Source organism: Sinomonas soli, assembly GCF_054782415.1.
This window is the reverse complement of record NZ_BAAGSN010000009.1, coordinates 1-19,840: the sequence shown is the minus strand read 5'-3', so window position 1 is coordinate 19,840 and position 19,840 is coordinate 1. Positions and strand designations below refer to the sequence as shown.

Genomic DNA, 19,840 nt, shown 5'->3' with positions numbered 1-19,840 from the left:
TCCATGATGGTCTCGAACCGCCGGAGCAGGACCTCCTGCCGGCTCGCGGGCCAGTGCGAGTAGACCAGGCCGATGCTGACCACCCCGCGCGGGGGCACCTCGAAGTGGGCGTACAGCTCGCCGTCCGGGGAACGGCCAAGCTCGGTCCCCTCCCCCGCCTCGAGCTCCTCGACCGAGTCCGGCACGAGGAACACGGCGGCGCTGATCTGCCCGAGCAGGAACTCCTGCGCGCCCTTGCCGAGCCGCTCCACGGGCAGGAGGCCGGCGGTCTCCGCGGAGAGCAGGCCGTCGCTGAGGACGAAGACGAAGCCGCCCGGGGTGCTCACCAGGGCGCCGTTGAGCTCGACGGGGTCGGCGTTGCCCTGCGGGACGATCATGAACCCGGGCATCAGCACCGACTCGTCGGTGTACAGCTCGCGGTTGAAGTTCGGGTCCGACGCCGCGGCGATCTCGAGCGCCGCGCGCACCATGAGGGGCTCAGCCTTGGCCTCCACGGACAGCAGCGGGTCCTCCCACGCCGCCTCCTCGGATTCCTGCGCCATCTCCTGCAGCGCCTGCTCGGCCGCCGGCATGTGCTTGAGGACCAGGCGTGCCGACTCCTCCGCCCCGAACAGCACCGCGCCGGCGCCCAGCAGCGCGACCACGGCGTCCCGGGTGGACACCTGCGGGCCCAGCTGGCCCTCGAGCAGCTCGACCACGCGCAGCGTTCCGGCCTGGTCCAGCACGCAGCCGGCGGCCTCGCCCGTGCGGCGGCCGGGCGGGAGCGCGCAGGCCTCGGCGAGCACGGCGGCGAGCCCGTCGGGGACGCCCTCGCCGACGAGCCGCAGTGCCAGGGTCAGGCCCGGAGGAGTGGTAGGCATTGCTCCATCCTCCCGAGCCGCGCGGGGCAGGGTCAACCGAGGGGGCCCCAGATGACGGCCGCCGCGGCGGCGGTGCGGCGGTCCTGAGCCCGCCGCTCGGCGCTGGCGCCACCCTCCCCGCGACTGCACGGCAGTTCCCGCCGTGCCCTACGGCCGCCGGGAAGGAAGGTGGATGAACGAGACGTCGTGGGGCGCCACCGACCGGGCTGCCGCTTCAACGCGCATGGGATCACCCTCCTGCTACGAGCTCCCAGCACGCCGCGTAGCACCAAGGGTCCGCTCGCCCCACACCAGCGTCAAGGGAGCCACGGCGCGCCGCGCGCCCCTTCCGGAGAAGCCGCTCGGACGACGGCGGTCCCGCACCTTTCCGGGTGCGTGCCCGCCGCCGCGGCGCCGTCAGGACAAGAACTCCTCGATCGCGCGGAACTCGCAGATGGGGAAAGCGCTGGTCTTCCCGTGGCGCCTCGGCGCCACGGGCGTCGAGGCTCAAGCACGCCCAGCGGTCCCTCTAGCGAGCGGAAGGACGGCTTGGGGGAGGCTCAGCCCGCGGGCGCTTCTACACCGCCACGGAGTTCGCGACGGCGAACACGTCGGCCGGCATGGGGCGGTGCAGCTTCCAAGTGATTCCGATCGGCTTCTCGCCTGAATGACTGACATGGCGAGCCGCGCCGAGGCATGTGTACTGCTGGGTCATGCCCCTTTCGTCTTCGGCGGCCTGCCGCGTGAAGAGCACGACGTGCGAGTCACCTGACAAATAGCGCTTCCCGGCGATCGAGGTCGAGGCCGTTGTGCTCTGTGATTCCCAGTGGAACAGCTCGGGGCTGATTGCATAGTCCTTGTAGAGCGTGGTCGGTGAATGATCTCTCTCGTCCTTCTCGAGAGTGACCAGGAATGCATCGACGCCTGTCTCGGGACACCAGGCCACTCCTTCTCGATGATTGGCGATCCGGTTCCCAGCGAGCTTGAATGCCGCCAGGAGTTCCTGACGGGTGTAGGTGGCATGAGACTGAATGGGGATCGTGGCAAGTTCCAGTCCCAGCGGCTTGGGTGTATGCCGCGCTGAGTCGGCGGCGATCGCGACGATCTGTTCGATCTCCGAGCGCACCCAGCGGAAGCTGCGAACGTGGTCGAGGCCCGCATCGATTGCGGAATCCTCCACGCCGAACTGCCCCTGCAGCTCAAGGTTGAAGTACAGCATTCGGGCGAAGAGCATTTCGCGCCTGCCCAGTTCATCGATGCGGGGAGCATCGGGGCGCAAGAGCGATGCATAAGCTTCAGCCCGCTCTATATCGTCCACATGGAGGAATCGGGACACCTTGCGCAGGATCTGCTGTTCCGCCTCGCTCGCGGTGCCGGCGAGCTTCGCGGCGATGCCCTGCTCCAGGATCGAATCCAGACTGATGAGCTCCGCCGTGCGCAGATACCCGGTCCATGAGTCGCGTGTTCCGCGATAGATCTCGCGGAGATCGGTTCCGGATTCGCGCAGGTACTCGGCGAGGTCCGTAGTCCGATGGGAACGGATCTCCTCGACCACTGCCCGCCGCGAGAGTCGCAGCTGTGATCTGACGTTGTCCAGGACGATTTCTTGGGCAACACGATCCAGCTGCAGCTGGCACCCCGAGGGAAGCGACGGGAATTCCTCTTCGACCTCCCGACCGAGCCGCCTGCGCCCGACGCCGAGAAGAGCGCGGTACTTCACATCGAACCGGAAGGCCCGATGCTGCTGCCCGATGAAATCCAAGACGGTGAGGACCGCCTTCCCTGGGGCACGGCGCAGCCCGCGACCCAACTGCTGGAGGAAGACGGTAGCGCTCTGCGTCGGGCGCAGGAGGAGGATCGTGTCGATTTCCGGCACATCGAGGCCCTCGTTGAAGAGATCGACAGCGAAGAGGCAGTTGATGTCGCGGCTGCGCAGCTTGCGCAGCGCGGCGGCCCGTTCCTCCTCGGGAGTGCTTCCGGAGACCGCAAGAGCGGGAATTCCAGCTCGCATGAAGACCTGGGCCATGTACTGCGCATGCTGGACTGAGACGCAGAAGCCAATGGCTCTCATATCGGCAGTGCTCAGGACCTTGTCGCGGAGAGACTGGATGACTTTGGCGGCACGGGCATCGTTTCCCGTATACAGCTCATCGAGCTGATTGAGGTCGTAGCTTCCCCGGCGCCATTCGACGTTCGACAAGTCGACCTCGTCGGCGACACCGAAATAGTGGAAGGGGACGAGGAGATCCTCCCCGAGCGCGTCCCAGAGCCTCATCTCGCTCGCGGTGCGACCGCCGAAATACTCGACGGCCACGCTGATCCCGTCGCCGCGCTCGGGAGTTGCAGTCAGGCCCAGGAGTTCACGTGGTTCAAGGCCCTCGAGCAATCGTCGATAGGTCGGCGCCGCCGCGTGGTGGAATTCATCGATCACCACGATGTCGAAGGCACGGCTCCCCAGGGATTCGAGGAGTGCCGCATCGAAAGACTGCACCGAGGCGAAGACCTGCCGCCATTCACGAGGCTTTTCGCCGCCAACCAGCAGCTCACCGAAGCTACCGTCGTTGAGCACCCGGCGGTAGGTCGCGAGGGACTGTTCCAGAATCTCCCTGCGGTGCGCAACGAAGAGCAGGGTCGGCTTTTCAGGGCCGTCCTGGGCAAGCCGCCTGTAGTCGAGCGCGGCCACCACGGTCTTTCCAGTGCCGGTCGCTGCCACCAGGAGATTGCGGTGGTACCCCTTTGACCGTTCGGATTCCAGGTCATCCAGCATCTCCTGCTGGTGCAGGTAGGGCACCACCTCAAGGCCTGTCGGGCCGAAGTCTCGCCGGCGCTCGCTGCTGCCCGATCGGCGGAGCGCCTCATCGAGGCGCTCCGCGTCGCGGTCCGGGTCATAGGGGACGAACCGCCGGTCCTCCCAGTACGAGTCGAAAGTAATCTGGAACTTCTGCAGCAGGCGGGGTGTGCCGATCCCCGAAAGCCGGACATTCCATTCGAGGCCATCCAGAAGTGCGGGCTGGCTGAGGTTGGAACTGCCGACGTACGCCGTGTCGAATCCGGTCGCGCGGCGGAACAGCCACGCCTTGGCGTGGAGCCTCGTGGCATTCGTCTCGTAGTTGATCCGCACTTCGGCGCCATAACGCCGCACGAGTTCGTCGATGGCCTGGCGTTCGGTCGCCCCCATGTACGTCGTCGTGATCACACGAAGCCGGGTCCCGCGGTCCTTGAGAGCGCGCAGTTCAGACTCAAGGAGTCTCAGACCGCGCCATTTGATGAACGCACAAATGAGATCAACCGAACTCGCAGACTCGATTTCGCGGCGCAATTCGTGGGCAAGATTTGGATCCTCATGACTCGCGGTCAGAAGAGCGGCATCGCTGAAAGGAGTGCTAGGACGCCGCAACTCCCTGCGCCGCACATCGGTTGAGTCATACACGGCATGGAGGAGCGTCGGCCCCTCCAGGACAATGTCGGCCCCCGCAGGTCCCGCTATCGAGGCGAGCAACCGATTGGCTGTGGCGACCCGATCCTCGGCCCGATCAGACGCGAGCCTTTCGCGAACGACATTCCCGATGTGCCGCGCCAGGACTTCAGGCACATCGGATTCTGGGATTCCCTCAAACGTCGTGGCGCGCCCGGAGCGCAAAGCCACAACGCGCTGTTGGAGCGCTTCGGTCCGCAAGGTCTCGTAGAGGCCGTCCGGCAGACCGCCGTCGGCAATTCCCCCAATATCGCTCACACCCTCAGCCTATTAGCTGACTCCGACGTTCCTGGGCGGCGCGGCATCAGACAGGAGGCCCTACCCCTGCCCGGCCTTCTTCTTCCGCTCCGCCTCTTCGCGGTGCCGGCGGATCTGCTCGTGGATGAGCTGCTCCTCCTCGGTGAAGCGGAGGGCGTTGGCGTCGTCGCCGGAGTCGCCGGGACCGTCGCCTTCCTGCGCGGCGGGGTACTCGACCTCGTCCTCCGCCGGCTCATCAGCGGTGTCGCGCTGCTCAGTCATGGCCACACTGTAGACCCGGACGGCGGAGTTTGGGGGTTTTGGTTCGTTGGGGTTTCGATCCCGCTCAGCCTCCGCGGTCTCGACTCCGCTTCGCTCCGCTCCACCGGCACGGCGAGGCTACGCTCTGAACCATGGACGGCTCCCCCACCCTCGGCGTCACCGGCGTCACGGGCACTATCGGCGGGCACGTGGCCCGGCTCCTCTCCGAGCGCGGGGAGCCCCTGGTGCTGCTCCCCCGGAACCCGGCGAAGGCACCCGAGCTGCCGCGCGCCGTCGTGCGTCCGGCGGACTACGGCGACCGGACCCTCTGCGAGCGCTCGCTCGAGGGCGTCGAGACGCTGTTCATGGTCTCCGGCCGCGAGAGCGAGACCCGCATGGACGAGCACCGCAGCTTCATCGACGCCGCCGCGGCCGCCGGGGTGCGGCAGGTGGTCTACACCTCGTTCATGGGGGCCGCCCCGGACGCCACCTTCACCCTGGCGCGGGACCACTTCGCCACCGAGGAGTACATCAAGTCCGCCGGCCTCGGCCACACCTTCCTGCGGGACTGCCTCTATGCCGACTTCCTCGAGGCGATGGTGGGGGACGACGGCGTGCTCCGCGGCCCCGCGGGCAGCGGCGCCGCGGCGGTGGTCGCCCAGGCGGACGTGGCGCGCTGCGCCGCCGCGGTGATGCTCGACCCGGCAGCCCACGCCGGCGTCACCTACACCCTGACCGGCCCCGAGGCCCTCACCATGGGCCAGATCGCGCACATCATCTCCGCCGTCCGCGGCCGGACCGTCACCTACCACGATGAGACGGTGGCCGAGGCCTACGAGTCCCGCCGGAAGTGGCCGGCACCGGACTGGCAGTACGACGCCTGGGTCTCCACCTACACCGCGATCGCCGCCGGGGAGATGGAGCACGTCAGCGACGACGTCGAGACCATCACCGGGCACCGCCCGATGAGCTTCAAAGAGGTGCTGCTGGCGGCGCTGCCGGAACGCTAGGGCCTCCCTCAGCTCGCGGACGGACCCGATGGCGCCCCGACGCCCAGGAGCCCGAGGACGCGGGCCACCGTCGCGGCCGCGGAATCCAGCCCGCCGCCCGGGGCCGTGCCATCGGCGTGGAGCAGCGAGGCGGCGATGACCTGCATGACGAGCTCGACGTCCACGTCCGCGAGGCCGCCCCCGGTCATGCGTTCGAGGGCCGTGGCAACCGCCCGTGCGAGCCGCGGGCGGTGGGCGCTCATGATCTGCTGGAGGCCGGGGTCGCGGCCTGCGTCCAGCATGGGCAGAAGGCGGAGCGCCACCACGTCGGAGGCGAGCCCCGGGGCGAAGAACACATCCATGAGCTCCCGGGCGATCTGCTCGAGGCTGCGGGGGCGCGCGTCCAGGGCCTCGGCCCTCGCCTGGGCCTCCCGTGAGCGGAGCTCCTCCGCGCCCTCGACCGCCGCGGCGTAGAGGGCCTGCTTGCTGGTGAAGTAGTAGTTGCCCGACCCCGGTGCGAGCCCGGCGGCCTCGGCCACCCGCCGGTGGGTGATCGCGGCCGGCCCGTCCGAGATGAGCAGCCGTGCCGCCGCCTCTGCCATGCGCCGCTTGCGCTCGCGGCTGCGCTCCTGCTTGCCCTCCATTCTGCCCATTGTGCCCGGAATAAATCCCGCGGGCCGATTGCTGAGGGAAGTATCTATACATCTGTATGGGTTCTTGCTGGGGACCCGCACTGACCAAGGAGTAGGACATGTCGGTTCCGATGGGACTGAAGATCGACTGGTCGACGATGCCGACCTACAACACCATCATGTCGGTGGCCGCGGGCGCGGCGCTGATCGCGCTCGTGGTGCTCGGCAAGGACCTCATCAGGGCGCGCACCGCAGGAGTCGCCGGTTCGGAGCCGCTCCAGACCGACGGCTGGGCGGTGGCCCTGGGCGTCCTCGGCCTCGTGCTCTTCCCCACCGGCCTGCACATGACCCTCACCTGGCCGCTGGCCAAGGGCGGCTTCCCGTTCGACAACGTGATCTTCGGCGAGACAAGCCTCGGCCTGAGCGCGCTCCTGCTGGGCGCGGCGTTCTACCTCTGGAAGCGCGGCACCCTGGTCCGCGAGGCTGCTGACCCCGTGGCCGAAGCCGCGCGGGTCGCGCGGCCGATCTCGTGGTTCGTCGGCGGCCTCGGCCTGAGCCTGTTCGGCATCGCCGCCGCGGGCATCACGTACCAGCTCTTCGCCGCCCCGCCGCAGGAGCCGATTTCGGGCGCCTTCGCCCAGTGGCCCTGGCTCGAGGCGACGTTCATGTCGCTGCTGTTCGCCCTCGTGGGGCTCGGCGCCGTACTGTTCCCGTTCGCCGTTCGGCAGCTGCGCGCCGGCTACCGGCACCAGGGGATCGTGCGCTGGATCGGGGCCGCGTGGATGATCGCGGGCATCGTGTTCCTGCTCTTCGGCGCCATGAACTTCTTCACGCACATCGGCCTCATCGTGAACACGATGTGACGCACCCCGCCTGACAGGCGCACCCCGCGGCCACGGTCCCGGGGTGCGCTGCCGTCTCCGCTCAGTGCCGGGACCACGCGCGCGGCGCCTCGGAGAAGGGCGCCCCAGCCCTACACCCCAGCTCCGATCGGCAGTACCTTTACGGCACGGACCGCGGAAGGACCGGCCATGACTCGCTTCCTCATCACCTACCACGGCATGCCCTACCCCGAGCGCGAGGTGGTCGAGGCCTCGCGGGGAGCCCTGCGGGCCTGGGCCGAGAGCTCGCTCGGCGCGGCGCTGGTGGACTTCGGCACCCCGCTGCTGCTCGGCGGCCAGCTCTCGGACGGCCAGGCCGCCAACGCCGTGGAGATCGACGGCTACACGATCATCGAGGCGCGCGACCTCGCCGACGCCCGGGCGCTGCTTGCCGACCACCCCTACCTCGCCCGCGGGGGGACCATCCAGATCAACGAGTGCGTCGAGATCTGACCCCGGCCGGGCCGGCGCCCAGCAGCGGAAGGAGCCTGCCATGACGCGCTTCCTCATCACCTACCACGACCTGCCCTACCCCGAGATGGACGAGGTGGCCGGGGAGCGCCGCGACTTCCGGGCCTGGGCGGAGAAGGCCCTGGGCGCGGCGATGGTCGACTTCGGCGCGCCCCTGTTCGTGGTGGGCCAGCTCGCCCGGGGCGAGCCCGGCGCGCAGATGGAGGTGGACGGGTACTCGATCGTCGAGGCCCGCTCGGCCTCCGAGGTGCGGGCGCTCCTGAAGGACCACCCGTTCCTCGCCCTCGGCGCGACCATCCAGATCAACGAGTGCCTCGAGGTCTGAGACCCGGCGGCCGCCGCGGGACCCCGACGCCGGGCACCGTAGAGTAGACCTCCGATAGAAGGAGGCCCGAGACAGTGACCCGGCGATTCCATGGCTGGCGCCCCACCACGCGCCGCGGCCGGAATGCACTCTTCTCCCTGGGCCTGATCGCGGTCTCCCCCGTCCTCGGCTTCGTGGCCGCCGAGGCCGCCGTCAGCGTGCTGGGCGTCCCCGGCCAGGACGCCGGCAGCTACCTCCTGTTCGGAATCGCGCTCACCACCGCCTTCGTCGCCGGCGCCCACTGGGTGGCCCTCTTCCTCGGCGAGCGCTCGGAGCTGGTCCTGATGCTCGCGGTGGCGCTGACGGCGGCGGCCATCGCCGCCTTCGTCTACATCCCGATCGCCGACTGGGGACCGCTCCTCTGACCGGCTGCCCAGGAGTTACTGACCAGTAGCTTTCGCGGGGGACGCGGCGCTACCCTCGTGTCTATGATCTCCCGGACGACGACGCCCGCCCCCTCCGCGCACCCCTCGCCTTCCGCCGGGGGCGAGGCGGCCTTCGCCGGCCTGGCCGCCCTCGCGACCGGCACCGGCCCCGCGCTCCAGGTGACCGCGCCGGCCGACGGCCGGCCGCTCGGCGCCGTGCGCCAGGCCTCCGGCGCCGAGATCGATGTGGCCGTGGCCCGGGCGCGCGCCGCCCAGAAGGCCTGGGCGGGGACGCCCGCGAAGGCGCGGGCCGCCGTCGCCCGCCGCTTCGCCTCGCTCGTGCTCGACCGGCGCGACGAGATCCTCGACGTCATCGAGGCCGAGACCGGCAAGGCCCGGCTCGCCGCGCTCGAGGAGGCCATGGACGCGTCCCGCACCGCGGCCTACTACGCGCACACGGCGCCGGGCCTGCTGCGCCCGCGCCGGCGCGGCGGCGCGTTCCCCGTGCTCACGCAGACCACCGAGCGCCGCCACCCCAAGGGCGTGGTCGGCGTCATCACCCCGTGGAACTACCCCTTCACGCTCCCGGCGAGCGACTCCGTTCCGGCCCTCCTCGCCGGCAACGCCGTGGTGATCAAGCCCGACGAGAAGACGCCGTTCACCGCGCTGCTCACCCTCTCGCTCCTGCGCGAGGCGGGGCTGCCCGAGGGTGTGGCCCAAGTGGTGGTGGGCGCGCGGGACGAGGCCGGGCCGGCGCTGGTCGAGGCCGCCGACTACATCATGTTCACCGGTTCCAGCGCGACCGGGCGCAAGGTCGCGGCGCGCTGCGGCGAACGGCTCATCGGCTTCTCCGCCGAGCTGGGCGGGAAGAATCCCCTCATCGTCCTCGCCGACGCGGACGTCCCGGCGGCAGCGGCCGGCGCCGCCCGGGCGTGCTTCGCCAACGCCGGACAGCTGTGCATCGGCCCCGAGCGGATCTACGTGCACGAGGCCGTCCGCGCACGGTTCACCGAGGCGTTCCTGGGCGAGGTCGGGCGGATGCGCGTGGCGGCCGGAGCCGGCTGGGACGCGGAGATGGGCTCGCTGATCTCGGAGGCCCAGCTCGCGAAGGTGCGCGCGCATGTCGAGGACGCCGTGGCCCAGGGCGCGCGCGTCCTGGCCGGCGGCGGCCCCCGGCCCGAGCTGGGGCCGTACTTCTTCGCCCCCACCGTGCTCGCCGACGTCCCGGAGACGGCCGTCCTGTGCCGGGAGGAGACCTTCGGCCCGGTCGTGGCGATCTACCCGGTGGCCTCGGAGGAGGAGGCAATCGCCCGGGCGAACAACAGCGAGCTGGGGCTCAACGCGAGCCTGTGGACCCGGGCCGCCCGCGGGGCGGAGCTCGGGGCCCGGCTCGAGGCCGGCACGGTCAACGTCAACGAGGGCTACACCGCCTCGTGGAGCTCCCTCTCCGCGCCGATGGGCGGGTGGAAGGCCTCCGGGGTGGGGAGGCGGCACGGGGCCGAGGGCCTCCTGAAGTACACCGAGGCGCAGACCGTCTCCGTGCAGCGGCTCCTGCGCTTCGCTCCCCTGCCCGGGATGGCCAACGAGCGGTACGCTGACCTGCTCACGGGCGCCGTGCGCGTGCTGAACCGCTTCCGCTGACCTGCTGGCCCCGGTCTGATATATCTGATACGTGGGAACTGCCAATGGAGCCGGCCGTACGCTGGCCGAGCACGCGTACGTGGAGCTGCGGGAGCGCATCATCGACATGCGGCTCCCGCCGGGGTCCGCGCTGGACGAGGACGCACTCATGCGGGAGCTCGGCGTGGGCCGCACCCCCATGCGCGAGGCGGTCAAGCGGCTGGAGTCCGACCGCATGCTCACGGTCTACCCCCGCCGCGGCACCATCATCTCCGAGGTGAACATCAAGGACCTGCGCGCCATCTCGGACGCGCGGCGGGTGCTCGAGGCCTTCGCCGCACGCAAGGCCGCCGAGCACGTGACCGATGACGACCGCGCCCTCCTGAGGGCGTGCCTGGCCGAGCTCGCCCAGGAGGGCACCGGTTCGAACCAGGAGGCGATGACGCTCGACGAGCGCATCCACCGCGCCATCTACGCGACCATGCGCAACTCATACGTCGAGGCGACGCTCATCCAGTACTTCAGCCTGTCCCAGAGGATGTGGAACTTCGTCCTGGCCGGCCTCGCCCCGATCGCGGGCAACGTGCACGAGCATGCCGAGCTCGTGCAGGCGATCATCGACGGCGACCCCGAGCGGGCGGCCAAGCTCGCCGAGGAGCACGTGACCCACTTCGAGGACCTGGTCCGCGCCGCGCTCTGAGCCGATTCAGCGGACGACGGCGGGACCCGCCTCGCCGGGGATGGTTCCGGCGAGGCGGGTCCCGCTTCGTGCCGCTGGGGGGAGGTCAGGCGCGGATCTTGGCCATCTCCGGGTCGACGAGCGGCTCGGCCTGGACCGTCGCGGCGATCCGGGTGCCGAAGTAGTCGATCTCGACCGAGTCGCCGACCTCGACCTCGCCGGGCAGCCACGCGTAGGCCACGGGCTTGCGCACGGTGTGGCCGAACGCCGCGCTCGTGATGTAGCCGGCGGCCGTGCCGCCGACATAGACGGGTTCCTTGCCCAGCACGAGGGAGGTGCCGTCGTCGACCGTGAGGCAGCGGAGGCGGCGGGCAGGTGCCGTGCCCGCGGCGGCTTCGAAGGCGGCCTTGCCCACGAACTCGCCCTTGGCGGGGCGGACGGCGAAGCCGAGGCCGGCCTGCACGGCGTCGTGCTCGGTGGTCATGTCCGTGCCCCACGAGCGGTAGCCCTTCTCCAGGCGCAGGCTGTTGAAGGCGCTGCGGCCGGCGGCGATCACGCCGAGCTGCCTGCCCGCGCCCCAGAGGGCGTCCCACAGCTTCTGGCCGTACTCGGCGGAGGTGTAGATCTCCCAGCCGAGCTCGCCGACGTAGGACAGGCGCATCATGCGCACGGGGATGCCCGCGATGGTGGTGGAGACGGCCCGGAAGTACTTGAGCCCCTCGTTGGTCAGGTCGGCCGGAGTGAGCGGCTGGACGAGGTCCCGGGCGCGCGGGCCCCACACGCCGACGCAGCAGGTGCCGCCGGTGGTGTCGCGGACCTGGACCCACTCGGACGGGGACGCGGCGGTCTGGTCCGCGGCCTCGCGGGTGAGGTAGTCGAGGTCCTGGCCGCCGTTGGCGCCGACCTGGAAGAGGTCCTCGCTGATGCGGGCCACGGTGAGGTCGCTGCGGATCCCGCCGGCCTCGGTGAGCATGAGCGTGTAGGTGACGGAGCCGACGCTCTTGCTGATCTGCCCGGTCGTGAGGCGCTGGAGGAGGGCGAGCGCGCCGGGACCGGAGACCTCGAGGCGCTTCAGTGCCGTCATGTCGTACATCGCGACATTGGTCCGGGTGGCGTGCGCCTCGGCGGCGGCGATGGGCGAGTCGAACTGTGCTGACCAGTCGTCGCGGGCCGGGGCCTGCCACTCGGCCGGGAGGGTGTCGAGGAGGCCGCGGTTGGCCTCGTACCACTGGGGGCGCTCCCAGCCGGCGGCCTCGAGGAAGAAGCCGCCCAGCTCACGCTGGCGCGCGTGGAACGGCGAGACGCGCAGCCCGCGCGGGGACTGGCGGGGCTCGAGCGGGTGCTTGATGTCGTAGACCTCGACGAAGCTCTGCTTCGAGGTCTCGAGCACGTACTCGTCCGTCAGCTGGATCTCCTCGAACCGGGCGACGTCGAGCTCGTGCAGGTCGGTGGCCGACTGGCCGTCGACGAGAAGCTCGGCGACCGCCTTCGCGACGCCCGCGGAGTGGGTGACCCAGACGGCCTCGGCGATGAAGAAGCCCCGCACCTCGGGGGACTCGCCCACGAGCGAGCCGCCGTCCGGGGTGAAGGAGAAGATCCCGTTGAAGGCGTCGGCGATGCCCACCCCCTCGAGGCCCGGGAGCAGCTGCTTGGTGGCCTTGAAGGCCCGCTCGAAGTCCTCCGGGGTGAACTCCAGGCGCGAGGGCATCGAATGCTCGCCCATCTCCTTGCCCTCCACTGCCGGCAGCTCGTCGTAGCCGACGGCGATGGGGCGGTGGTCGTAGGAGCCGATGCCGAGGGACTCGCCGTGCTGGCGGAAGTACAGGCCGGCGTCCTGGTGGCGCAGGATCGGCAGCATGGCGCTGTTGCCGGTGCCGAGGACGTGGCTGCCGCCGAGGGCGACGCCGTCGGCCTGCTCGGCGAGCTCCCGCACGGGGGCGGTCCTGACGTACTGGTGGGCCATCGGCACGAGCGGGACGCGCATGCCGACGAGCTCGCCGAGGACGGGGCCCCAGAATCCGGCCGCGGAGATGACGATGTCCGCGGGCACCACGTCGTCGCCGGTGCGGACGCCGGTGACGCGGCCGCCCGCGCGCTCGATGCCGGTGACCTGCACGCCGCCGACGAACTTCGCCCCGCGCTCCTGGGCCCGCTCGCGCAGGAGCTCGACGGCGAGCACCGACGAGGCCAGCCCGTCGCCGGGCAGGTGCAGACCGCCCAGGACCACGTCCTCGTCGATGAGCGGGTGGAGGGCCTTGGCCTCGGCCGGGTCCACGAGGCGTGCCTCGACTCCCCACGCGGTGGCCCAGCCGTGCCGGCGCCTGAGCTCGGCGAGCCGGCGCTCGCTCGTGGCGATCTCGAGGCCGCCGACGCGGTTGAAGGCCGCGAAGCCGGGGCGCTTCAGGGCCGCGAGCTTGCGCCCCGTGTACGCGGCGAACTCGGTCATCGTCTTGGAGGAGTTGGTCTGGAAGACCAGGCCCGGGGCGTGGGAGGTCGACCCTCCGGTGAGGGGGATCGGGCCCTTGTCGAGGACGGTGACGTTCGTCCAGCCCCTGGCGGTGAGCTCGTCGGCGAGGTTGGCGCCGACGATCCCGGCTCCGATGATGACAACGCGTGGTGAAGGCATGGGGGGCTCCCTTGGAGTTCGTGGAAGGTCGGGGGTCAGGGGAAGACGACGGTGCGGTGGCCGCTGAGGAGGACCCTGTTCTCCGCGTGCCAGCGCACGGCGCGGGCCAGGGCGAGGGTCTCGGCGTCGCGGCCGACGGTGGCGAGCTCCTGCGGAGACAGGCGGTGGTCCACGCGGATGACCTCCTGCTCGATGATCGGGCCCTCGTCCAGGTCGGCGGTGACGTAGTGGGCGGTGGCACCGATGTGCTTGACGCCGCGCGCGTGGGCCTGGTGATAGGGCTTGGCGCCCTTGAAGCCGGGGAGGAAGGAGTGGTGGATGTTGATGGCGCGCCCCGCCAGCTGCCGGCACAGGTCGTCCGAGAGGATCTGCATGTACCGGGCCAGCACCACGAGGTCCGCCGCGTACTCCTCGACGGCGCCGAGAAGCTCGGCCTCGGCCTGCTGCTTGGTCTCGGCGGTGACGGGGATGTGGACGAACGGCAGCCCCGCGGCCTCGGCCATCGGGCGCAGGTCGGGGTGGTTGGAGACGACGGCGACGAGCTCGGCCGCGAGGTTCCCGGCCTTCCACCGGTAGATGAGGTCGTGGAGGCAGTGGTCCAGCTTCGACACCATCACGAGGACGCGCGGGGGCGCTGCCGGGTGGAAGGTGAAGTCCATCGCGAAGTGGGCCGCGGTGTCGGCGAATTCCTCGGCGAGGGCGTCGGCGTCGACTGCGCCCTCCGAGCTGAAGGCCGTGCGCAGGTAGAGGGAGCCGTCCTCGCCGTCGTCGAACTGCTGGTGCTCGGTGATGTCGAAGCCCCGCTCCACCAGGAACCGGGAGACGGCGTGGACGATCCCGCTGCGCTGCGGGCAGGAGAGCGTGAGGACGGCGGCGTGGCCACCGGAGGTGCCGTGTGCGCCGGCGCCCGCAGCGCTGGGGCGGATGAGGGCTTCTGCAGTCATGGGGCTCCTTCCGGGAGCGGATGCGGCACCCTGGCGTGAGGCTGCCGGCCGTGCACCGAACACGGTGCACATACAACTGATATATAACAAACTAGTGGGGCCACTCACACGCGGTCAAGAAGTTTTCGGCCCTGTCCGGAGCAAGACCTACCGGCGCCGCTCGAAGCGGACGGTAAGGGCCTTGTAGCCAGGGGTGTTGGACTCGCGGGCCACGAGGTCCTTGTGCACGAGGACGTTCGCCTCGGGGTAGTAGGCGGCCGCGCAGCCCCTGGCGGTCGGGTACCCGACGAGGCGGAAGGCCTCGGCGCGGCGCTCGTCGCCGTTGAACACCGAGATGACGTCGACGAGCTCGCGGTCGGCGAAGCCGAGGGACGCGAGGTCCTCACGGTTCACGAGCACCACCTTGCGGGCGTTGGAGATGCCGCGGTAGCGGTCGTCGAGGCCGTAGATCGTCGTGTTGTACTGGTCGTGGGACCGCAGGGTCTGGAGGATCAGGTGGCCGGCCGGGGGCGTGAGGTACTCCAGCGGGGACACCGTGAAGCGGGCCTTCCCGATGTCGGTCGCGAAGGTGCGGGTGTCCCGGGGCGGGGAGGGCAGCACGAAGCCGTCCCTCGTGCGCACGCGCCGGTTGTAGTCCTCGAACCCGGGGATGACGCGGGCGATGTGGTCGCGGATCAGGTCGTAGTCCTCGGCCATCGCGCGCCAGTCGACCGGGTGGTCCTCCCCGAGGGCCGCCTCCGCCATCCGGGCGACGATCACGGGCTCGGCGAGGAGGTGCCCGGAGACGGGCCGCAGCCGGCCCTGGCTGCGGTGCACGACCGACATGGAGTCCTCGATGGTGACGAACTGCCGCCCGCCCGCGTGCTTGTCGTCCACGTCCGTCCGGCCCAGCGTGGGCAGGATGAGGGAGGTGCGGCCGTGGGCGACGTGCGAGAGGTTCGGCTTCGTGGACACGTGGACGGTCAGGCCCGTGCGCTTCAGCCCGGCCTTCGTGTGCTCGGTGTCCGAGGCCGCGGAGAGGAAGTTGCCGCCCATCGAGACGAACACGTCCACCTCCCCGGCCTCCAGGGCGTGCTGGGTCTCCACCGACTCGTAGCCGTGCTCCCGGGGGAACGGGATGCCGAACTCGGCCTCGAGGGCGGCGATGAAGGCCTCGGTGGGCTTCTCCCAGATCCCCATGGTCCGGTCGCCCTGGACGTTGGAGTGCCCCCGCACCGGGCAGGCGCCGGCCCCCGGCCTGCCGAAGTTCCCCTGGACCAGGAGCAGGTTGACGATCTCCTTGAGCGTGTCCACCGAGTGCCGCTGCTGTGTCAGCCCCAGCGCCCAGCACACGATCGTGGCCTTGGAGGCGATCATCATCTCTGCGACCGTCTCGATCTGGGCGCGGGAGAGCCCCGTGGCACGCTCCGCCTCGGCCCAGTCGAGGGCGCGGCGCGCCTCGCGGTAGTCCGCGAACCCTGCCGTCTGCGCCTCGACGAAGTGGCGGTCGACGACGGAGCCCGGCTCGCGCTCCTCCCTCCCCAGCAGCAGGTGGCCCAGAGCCTGGAAGAGGGCCAGGTCCCCGCCGACCTTGATCTGGAGGAACTCGTCCGCGACCTTCTCGCCCCCGCCCACGATGCCCCCGAGCGCCTGCGGGTCCTTGAAGGCCATGAGGCCTGCCTCGGGCAGGGGGTTGACCGCGACGACCTTGCCGCCGTTCTTCCGGCATTCCACCAGGGCCGAGAGCATCCGCGGATGGTTCGTTCCCGGGTTCTGGCCCACCACGAGCACCAGTTCCGAGCGATGGATGTCCTCCAGGGAGACCGTGCCCTTCCCCACCCCGATCGTGGGGTTCAGGGCGAACCCCGAGGACTCGTGGCACATGTTCGAGCAGTCGGGCAGGTTGTTCGTCCCCAGGGACCTGGCGAAGAGCTGGTACAGGAACGCGGTCTCGTTCGCCGTGCGCCCCGAGGTGTAGAACACACAGCGCTCCGGCGTCGTCGCGCGCAGGTGCTCCCCGATCAGCTCGAACGCCTCCCCCCAGGAGATCGGCGAGTAGTGCGTCTCCCCGGGCCGGATCACCACGGGCTCGGTGATCCGGCCCCGGGACCCGAGCCAGAACTCGCTCCTGCCCTCGAGCCCGGCGATAGGGTGCGCGGCCCAGAAGGCCGGCGTGACTGTCCGCACGGTGGACTCCTCGGCGATGGCCTTGGCGCCGTTCTCGCAGAACTCCGCCGGCTTCCGCTTCCCGGTGATCGATTCCGGCCACGCACACCCCGGGCAGTCGAACCCGTCCCGCTGGTTGATCCGCAGCATCCCCCGCACGGTCCGCCCGACCCCGGCCTGCGTCAGGCCCCGCTCGAGCGCCACGGCGACCGCCTTCACCCCCGCCGCGGCCGTCTTCGGCGCATGCACCTCGAGGGCACCCTCGTCGATGTCGTGCGGGTCAGGAGTGGTGGTGAACAAGGAAACGGCCTTTCGGAGATGGCGGTCGTGCCGTCTGTGACGGCCCTGGGCGGGGCTGGGCCGCCTCAGATGATGGCGGCCTTGAGCTCGCGTGCTGCCTCGGCGGGGTCCGCTGCGCCGTAGATCGAGCCGCCGGCCACCGCCACATCGGCACCCGCGCGCTGGACCGAGGCGATGGTTGCCGCGTTGACCCCGCCAGCCACCGAGAACGGCACGCGGGCCCTCTCCCCGGCGGTCAGGAGCACGCTGAGGTCGTAGCCGGGCTTGGCCTGCTCATCGAGGCCGGCGTGGAACTCGACGTACTTGGCCCCGAGCTGGCGGGCCTCCTTGGCGCGGGTCACCTTATCGGGGACGCCGATGAGGTCCACGACCACGCCCTTGTTGTGGGCGCGGGCCGCCTTGACGGCACCGGCGATCGTCGAGTCGTCAGCGCTGCCGAGCACGGACACAAGGTCCGCCCCGGCCCTGAAGGCCAGCTCAGCCTCGAGCTCGCCGGCGTCCATCGTCTTGAGGTCGGCGAAGACGACCTTCGTCGGGTGGGCCTCCTTGACCGCCGTGACGGCCGAGAGCCCGGCGTTCTTCACGAGTGGCGTGCCGAGCTCGATGATGTCCACGTGCTCCGCAACCTGCGCGGCCAGCTCGAGGGCCTCGTCGACGGTGAGTACGTCCATGGCGACCTGCAGCTTCATGATGTGTTCCTTTCGTGGTGGATTGTTCTGCTCGTGGGGGCTATTCGATGTTCGCGTGGCGGAGCCACAGTTCCTCGGCCGGGGTCCCGTCCACTTCCCAGAGGCTCTGGAAGAGGGCCTCGGTGGCCACGAGCAGCACCTGTTCGAAGAGGCTTCCCGAGTACTGGCGCGAGGCATTGCCGCCGTGGTCGGCCTTCCGCGCGGCCGGGATGATCACGACGGCCTCGGCCCGGGCGGCGAGCGGCGATGCGCCGTCGGTCGTGAACGCCGCGATCCGGGCACCCACAGCCGCCGCCGTGCTCGCGGCCTTCACCACGCCGGACGTTGTGCCCGAACCTGAGGCGGCGATGAGCAGGTCGCCCGAGCGGATGGCCGGCGTCGTCGTGTCTCCGGCGACGTGGACGTCCAGGCCGAGGTGCATGAGGCGCATGGCGGCCATGCGGAGCACGAGGCCACTGCGGCCCGCGCCGGCGAGGAAGAGCCAGGGCGCGTCCGAGATCAGGTCGGCGACGGCGGCCAGCTCTCCTCGGTGCAGTTCGCCCACCGCCATGATGACTTCCCCGTGGATGAGGCCAAGGCTGCGGTGGACGCCGTCCGAGGTGACCCGGCGCTGCTGTGGAAGGGTCTCGATGCTCACAGATGCTCCTTTGCTGTCGGTGCCGCGCGGGCTGGGGAGGGGCTGCCTCCAGCATCTCCGCCGTCCGAAGGGGCGGGAACTGCCTTCTCGGGCGGTCCTGCCCACCCGTTCGGGTAGGGCAGCCTTTAGACTGCTGCGATGTCCACCACCATTGCGGCCGCCTTCGCGCGCGATCCTGCGCAGGAGGCCCTGGCACTCCTGGACTCCGCTGCTGCTCTCGCCGAGGCGCCTCTGCCGCGCATCGCCGAGATTCTCCGTGCAGCCCTCGCCCCGTATGTGCGGTGTTCGGCGCTCGTGATCTTCACGGAGGACTGCACCGGACGGCCGCAGAAGAAGGCCGGGGCCAAAGCCATCATCAGTCGCGTCACGCTCGACGAACTGGACGCGATCCGGTCCTCCCTGCCTGACCTCGCGCCGCGCAGGAGTCAGGAGCTGATCGCAGGCGAGCGGCGTGCGGTCCTGGCCGCGCGGTCGGAGACGAACGCGCTCCTCGTCCTGACGGACCCACAGCCTGCCGGGCAGTTCCCTGAGGCCGGCGCCCCTCTCGACCCCCACGCGACCGAGGCCTTCTCGCGTCTGTGGCACCTCGCGGCAGTGCGGATCCGCGACAAGGTTTCCGAGGCCACCCCCTCGTACCTGCGGGAGTCCAGAGCGGCGTCCGCCGAACGCGCGCGGCTGACCGCCGAGCTGACCGACGCGCACTCGACGACCCTCGAGACGATTCTGGCCGCCCTGCGGTCCCCGCACCACTCCGATGCGTCGGCCAGGCGCGCCGCCACTGACCTCGCTGCGGCAGCCCTGGTGCAGCTCCGCGCGTCGGCAGACCGGACGGCGGCCCTGCTGGAGGAACCCGTGGTCACAGCATTCGAGCGCCTCCGGAGTGACCTGCGCCCGCTCGAGCGGTTCAGCGGCATCTCCCTGCAGTTCGTCGAGCCGCCCGTCGACGGACGGGCACTGCCCGGCGAAGTGGCCCATGCCGCCCGGGCCATCGTCCGCGCACTCGTGCTGGCCATGGTCGAGCAGGACGACGTGCACCGGATCCGGATCCAGTGGGGCTGCGATGGCACGAACCTGCTCGTGGACATCCGCGATGACGGCAAGGGCAGCCTCTCGCTCGCCGAGGACGGCCTGCGTCGCATCGAACAGCGCGTCCACGCCATCGACGGGCAGCTCCGGCTGGAGGTCGTGGAGGGCTGGGGCGCCGACGTCTTCGTCTCGCTTCCCCTCGACCCTCCGCCGCCTCGGCACCCCCACGGTCACAGGCCCGGATGGGGCCTCGGCGAACGCGAGGAAGAGGTCCTCCGGCTCCTCGCCGCGGGTCTGCGCAACCGGGGCATCGCCCAGGAGCTCAACGTCTCCGAGAACACGGTCAAGTTCCACCTGCGGAACCTGTTCCGCAAGCTGGAGGTCAGCTCGCGCGCCGAGGCCGTCGCCCTCACGAGGGAGACCCGCCCCCTAGCAAAGTGATCTACATCACATGTACTCGCCGGGCCGTGGCCGGCTGTGGGCATGATGTCCCCGTCTACCCCCCTTGACCCCTTGGAGGTTCCCCATGACCGAAACTGCCCACGGGCCGCAGATGCACGAGGTGAGGGGGGTCGTGGTGCGCTCGAAGGGTGCCCCGGCGGTGGTGGAGACGATCCTGGTCCCGGATCCGGGGCCGGGCGAGGCGCTCGTGGACGTGCT

Annotated in this window: 17 protein-coding genes; 8 read left to right on the top strand and 9 right to left on the bottom strand. The window is 70.5% G+C overall.

Features of this window, described 5'->3' with window-relative positions:
- The 3 genes from ACYVKZ_RS09445 to ACYVKZ_RS09435 all read right to left on the bottom strand — a co-directional run.
- The coding region (locus ACYVKZ_RS09445) for a hypothetical protein (protein WP_460991896.1) at positions 1 to 860 on the bottom strand (860 nt) is incomplete at its 3' end.
- 556 nt (positions 861 to 1,416) lie between these two features.
- Positions 1,417 to 4,539 (bottom strand): DUF3427 domain-containing protein, encoded by a 3,123-nt coding sequence (locus tag ACYVKZ_RS09440; protein WP_460991961.1) that lies wholly within the window; start codon positions 4,537 to 4,539, stop codon positions 1,417 to 1,419.
- A 93-nt stretch (positions 4,540 to 4,632) separates the two neighbouring features.
- The gene (locus ACYVKZ_RS09435; protein WP_460991895.1) at positions 4,633 to 4,833 is read right to left on the bottom strand and encodes a hypothetical protein; all 201 of its coding nucleotides are present in this window, start codon (positions 4,831 to 4,833) and stop codon (positions 4,633 to 4,635) included.
- Between the two features lie 131 nt (positions 4,834 to 4,964).
- On the opposite strand from ACYVKZ_RS09435, the gene ACYVKZ_RS09430 reads away from it, so the two are divergent.
- Positions 4,965 to 5,822 carry an SDR family oxidoreductase gene (locus ACYVKZ_RS09430; RefSeq protein ID WP_460991894.1) on the top strand — a complete coding sequence of 286 codons (858 nt, stop codon included), beginning with the start codon at positions 4,965 to 4,967 and terminating at the stop codon, positions 5,820 to 5,822.
- 8 nt (positions 5,823 to 5,830) lie between these two features.
- On the opposite strand, the gene ACYVKZ_RS09425 is transcribed toward ACYVKZ_RS09430, so the two are convergent.
- Positions 5,831 to 6,445, bottom strand: coding sequence for a TetR/AcrR family transcriptional regulator (locus tag ACYVKZ_RS09425; protein ID WP_460991893.1), 615 nt, complete (start codon positions 6,443 to 6,445; stop codon positions 5,831 to 5,833).
- A gap of 107 nt (positions 6,446 to 6,552) precedes the next feature.
- Between ACYVKZ_RS09425 and ACYVKZ_RS09420 the strand changes: the two genes are divergently transcribed.
- The 6 genes from ACYVKZ_RS09420 (at position 6,553) to ACYVKZ_RS09395 (ending at position 10,834) form a co-directional block, all read left to right on the top strand.
- Entirely contained in the window at positions 6,553 to 7,296 is a 744-nt protein-coding gene (locus ACYVKZ_RS09420) for a DUF981 family protein (RefSeq protein WP_460991892.1), read from the top strand.
- A gap of 168 nt (positions 7,297 to 7,464) precedes the next feature.
- Positions 7,465 to 7,767: a YciI family protein gene (locus tag ACYVKZ_RS09415; RefSeq protein ID WP_460991891.1), complete on the top strand. Its 303-nt coding sequence runs from the start codon at positions 7,465 to 7,467 to the stop codon at positions 7,765 to 7,767.
- 40 nt (positions 7,768 to 7,807) lie between these two features.
- The gene (locus ACYVKZ_RS09410; RefSeq protein WP_457317683.1) at positions 7,808 to 8,110 is read left to right on the top strand and encodes a hypothetical protein; all 303 of its coding nucleotides are present in this window, start codon (positions 7,808 to 7,810) and stop codon (positions 8,108 to 8,110) included.
- A gap of 74 nt (positions 8,111 to 8,184) precedes the next feature.
- Positions 8,185 to 8,514 (top strand): hypothetical protein, encoded by a 330-nt coding sequence (locus ACYVKZ_RS09405; protein WP_460991890.1) that lies wholly within the window; start codon positions 8,185 to 8,187, stop codon positions 8,512 to 8,514.
- 63 nt (positions 8,515 to 8,577) lie between these two features.
- Positions 8,578 to 10,155, top strand: a complete 1,578-nt coding sequence (locus ACYVKZ_RS09400) for a succinic semialdehyde dehydrogenase (protein WP_460991889.1) — start codon at positions 8,578 to 8,580, stop codon at positions 10,153 to 10,155.
- Positions 10,156 to 10,186: 31 nt separating this feature from the next.
- Positions 10,187 to 10,834, top strand: a complete 648-nt coding sequence (locus ACYVKZ_RS09395) for a GntR family transcriptional regulator (protein WP_460991888.1) — start codon at positions 10,187 to 10,189, stop codon at positions 10,832 to 10,834.
- 85 nt (positions 10,835 to 10,919) lie between these two features.
- Here the strand turns inward: ACYVKZ_RS09395 and ACYVKZ_RS09390 are convergent, their stop codons facing one another.
- From ACYVKZ_RS09390 to hxlB, 5 genes are all read right to left on the bottom strand, one after another.
- Complete coding sequence (locus tag ACYVKZ_RS09390; RefSeq protein ID WP_460991887.1) at positions 10,920 to 13,439, bottom strand: GcvT family protein; 2,520 nt, start codon at positions 13,437 to 13,439, stop codon at positions 10,920 to 10,922.
- 35 nt (positions 13,440 to 13,474) lie between these two features.
- Positions 13,475 to 14,455, bottom strand: coding sequence for a formyltetrahydrofolate deformylase (gene purU, locus ACYVKZ_RS09385; RefSeq protein ID WP_460991886.1), 981 nt, complete (start codon positions 14,453 to 14,455; stop codon positions 13,475 to 13,477).
- A gap of 75 nt (positions 14,456 to 14,530) precedes the next feature.
- Positions 14,531 to 16,828 carry an FdhF/YdeP family oxidoreductase gene (locus ACYVKZ_RS09380; protein WP_460991885.1) on the bottom strand — a complete coding sequence of 766 codons (2,298 nt, stop codon included), beginning with the start codon at positions 16,826 to 16,828 and terminating at the stop codon, positions 14,531 to 14,533.
- A 65-nt stretch (positions 16,829 to 16,893) separates the two neighbouring features.
- Positions 16,894 to 17,517, bottom strand: a complete 624-nt coding sequence (gene hxlA / locus ACYVKZ_RS09375) for a 3-hexulose-6-phosphate synthase (protein WP_460991884.1) — start codon at positions 17,515 to 17,517, stop codon at positions 16,894 to 16,896.
- 40 nt (positions 17,518 to 17,557) lie between these two features.
- A complete protein-coding gene (gene hxlB / locus ACYVKZ_RS09370) occupies positions 17,558 to 18,148 on the bottom strand; it encodes a 6-phospho-3-hexuloisomerase (RefSeq protein WP_460991959.1) in 591 nt (196 codons plus the stop codon).
- Between the two features lie 144 nt (positions 18,149 to 18,292).
- Between hxlB and ACYVKZ_RS09365 the strand changes: the two genes are divergently transcribed.
- Positions 18,293 to 19,621: a LuxR C-terminal-related transcriptional regulator gene (locus tag ACYVKZ_RS09365; protein WP_460991883.1), complete on the top strand. Its 1,329-nt coding sequence runs from the start codon at positions 18,293 to 18,295 to the stop codon at positions 19,619 to 19,621.
- Positions 19,622 to 19,840 lie beyond the last annotated feature (219 nt).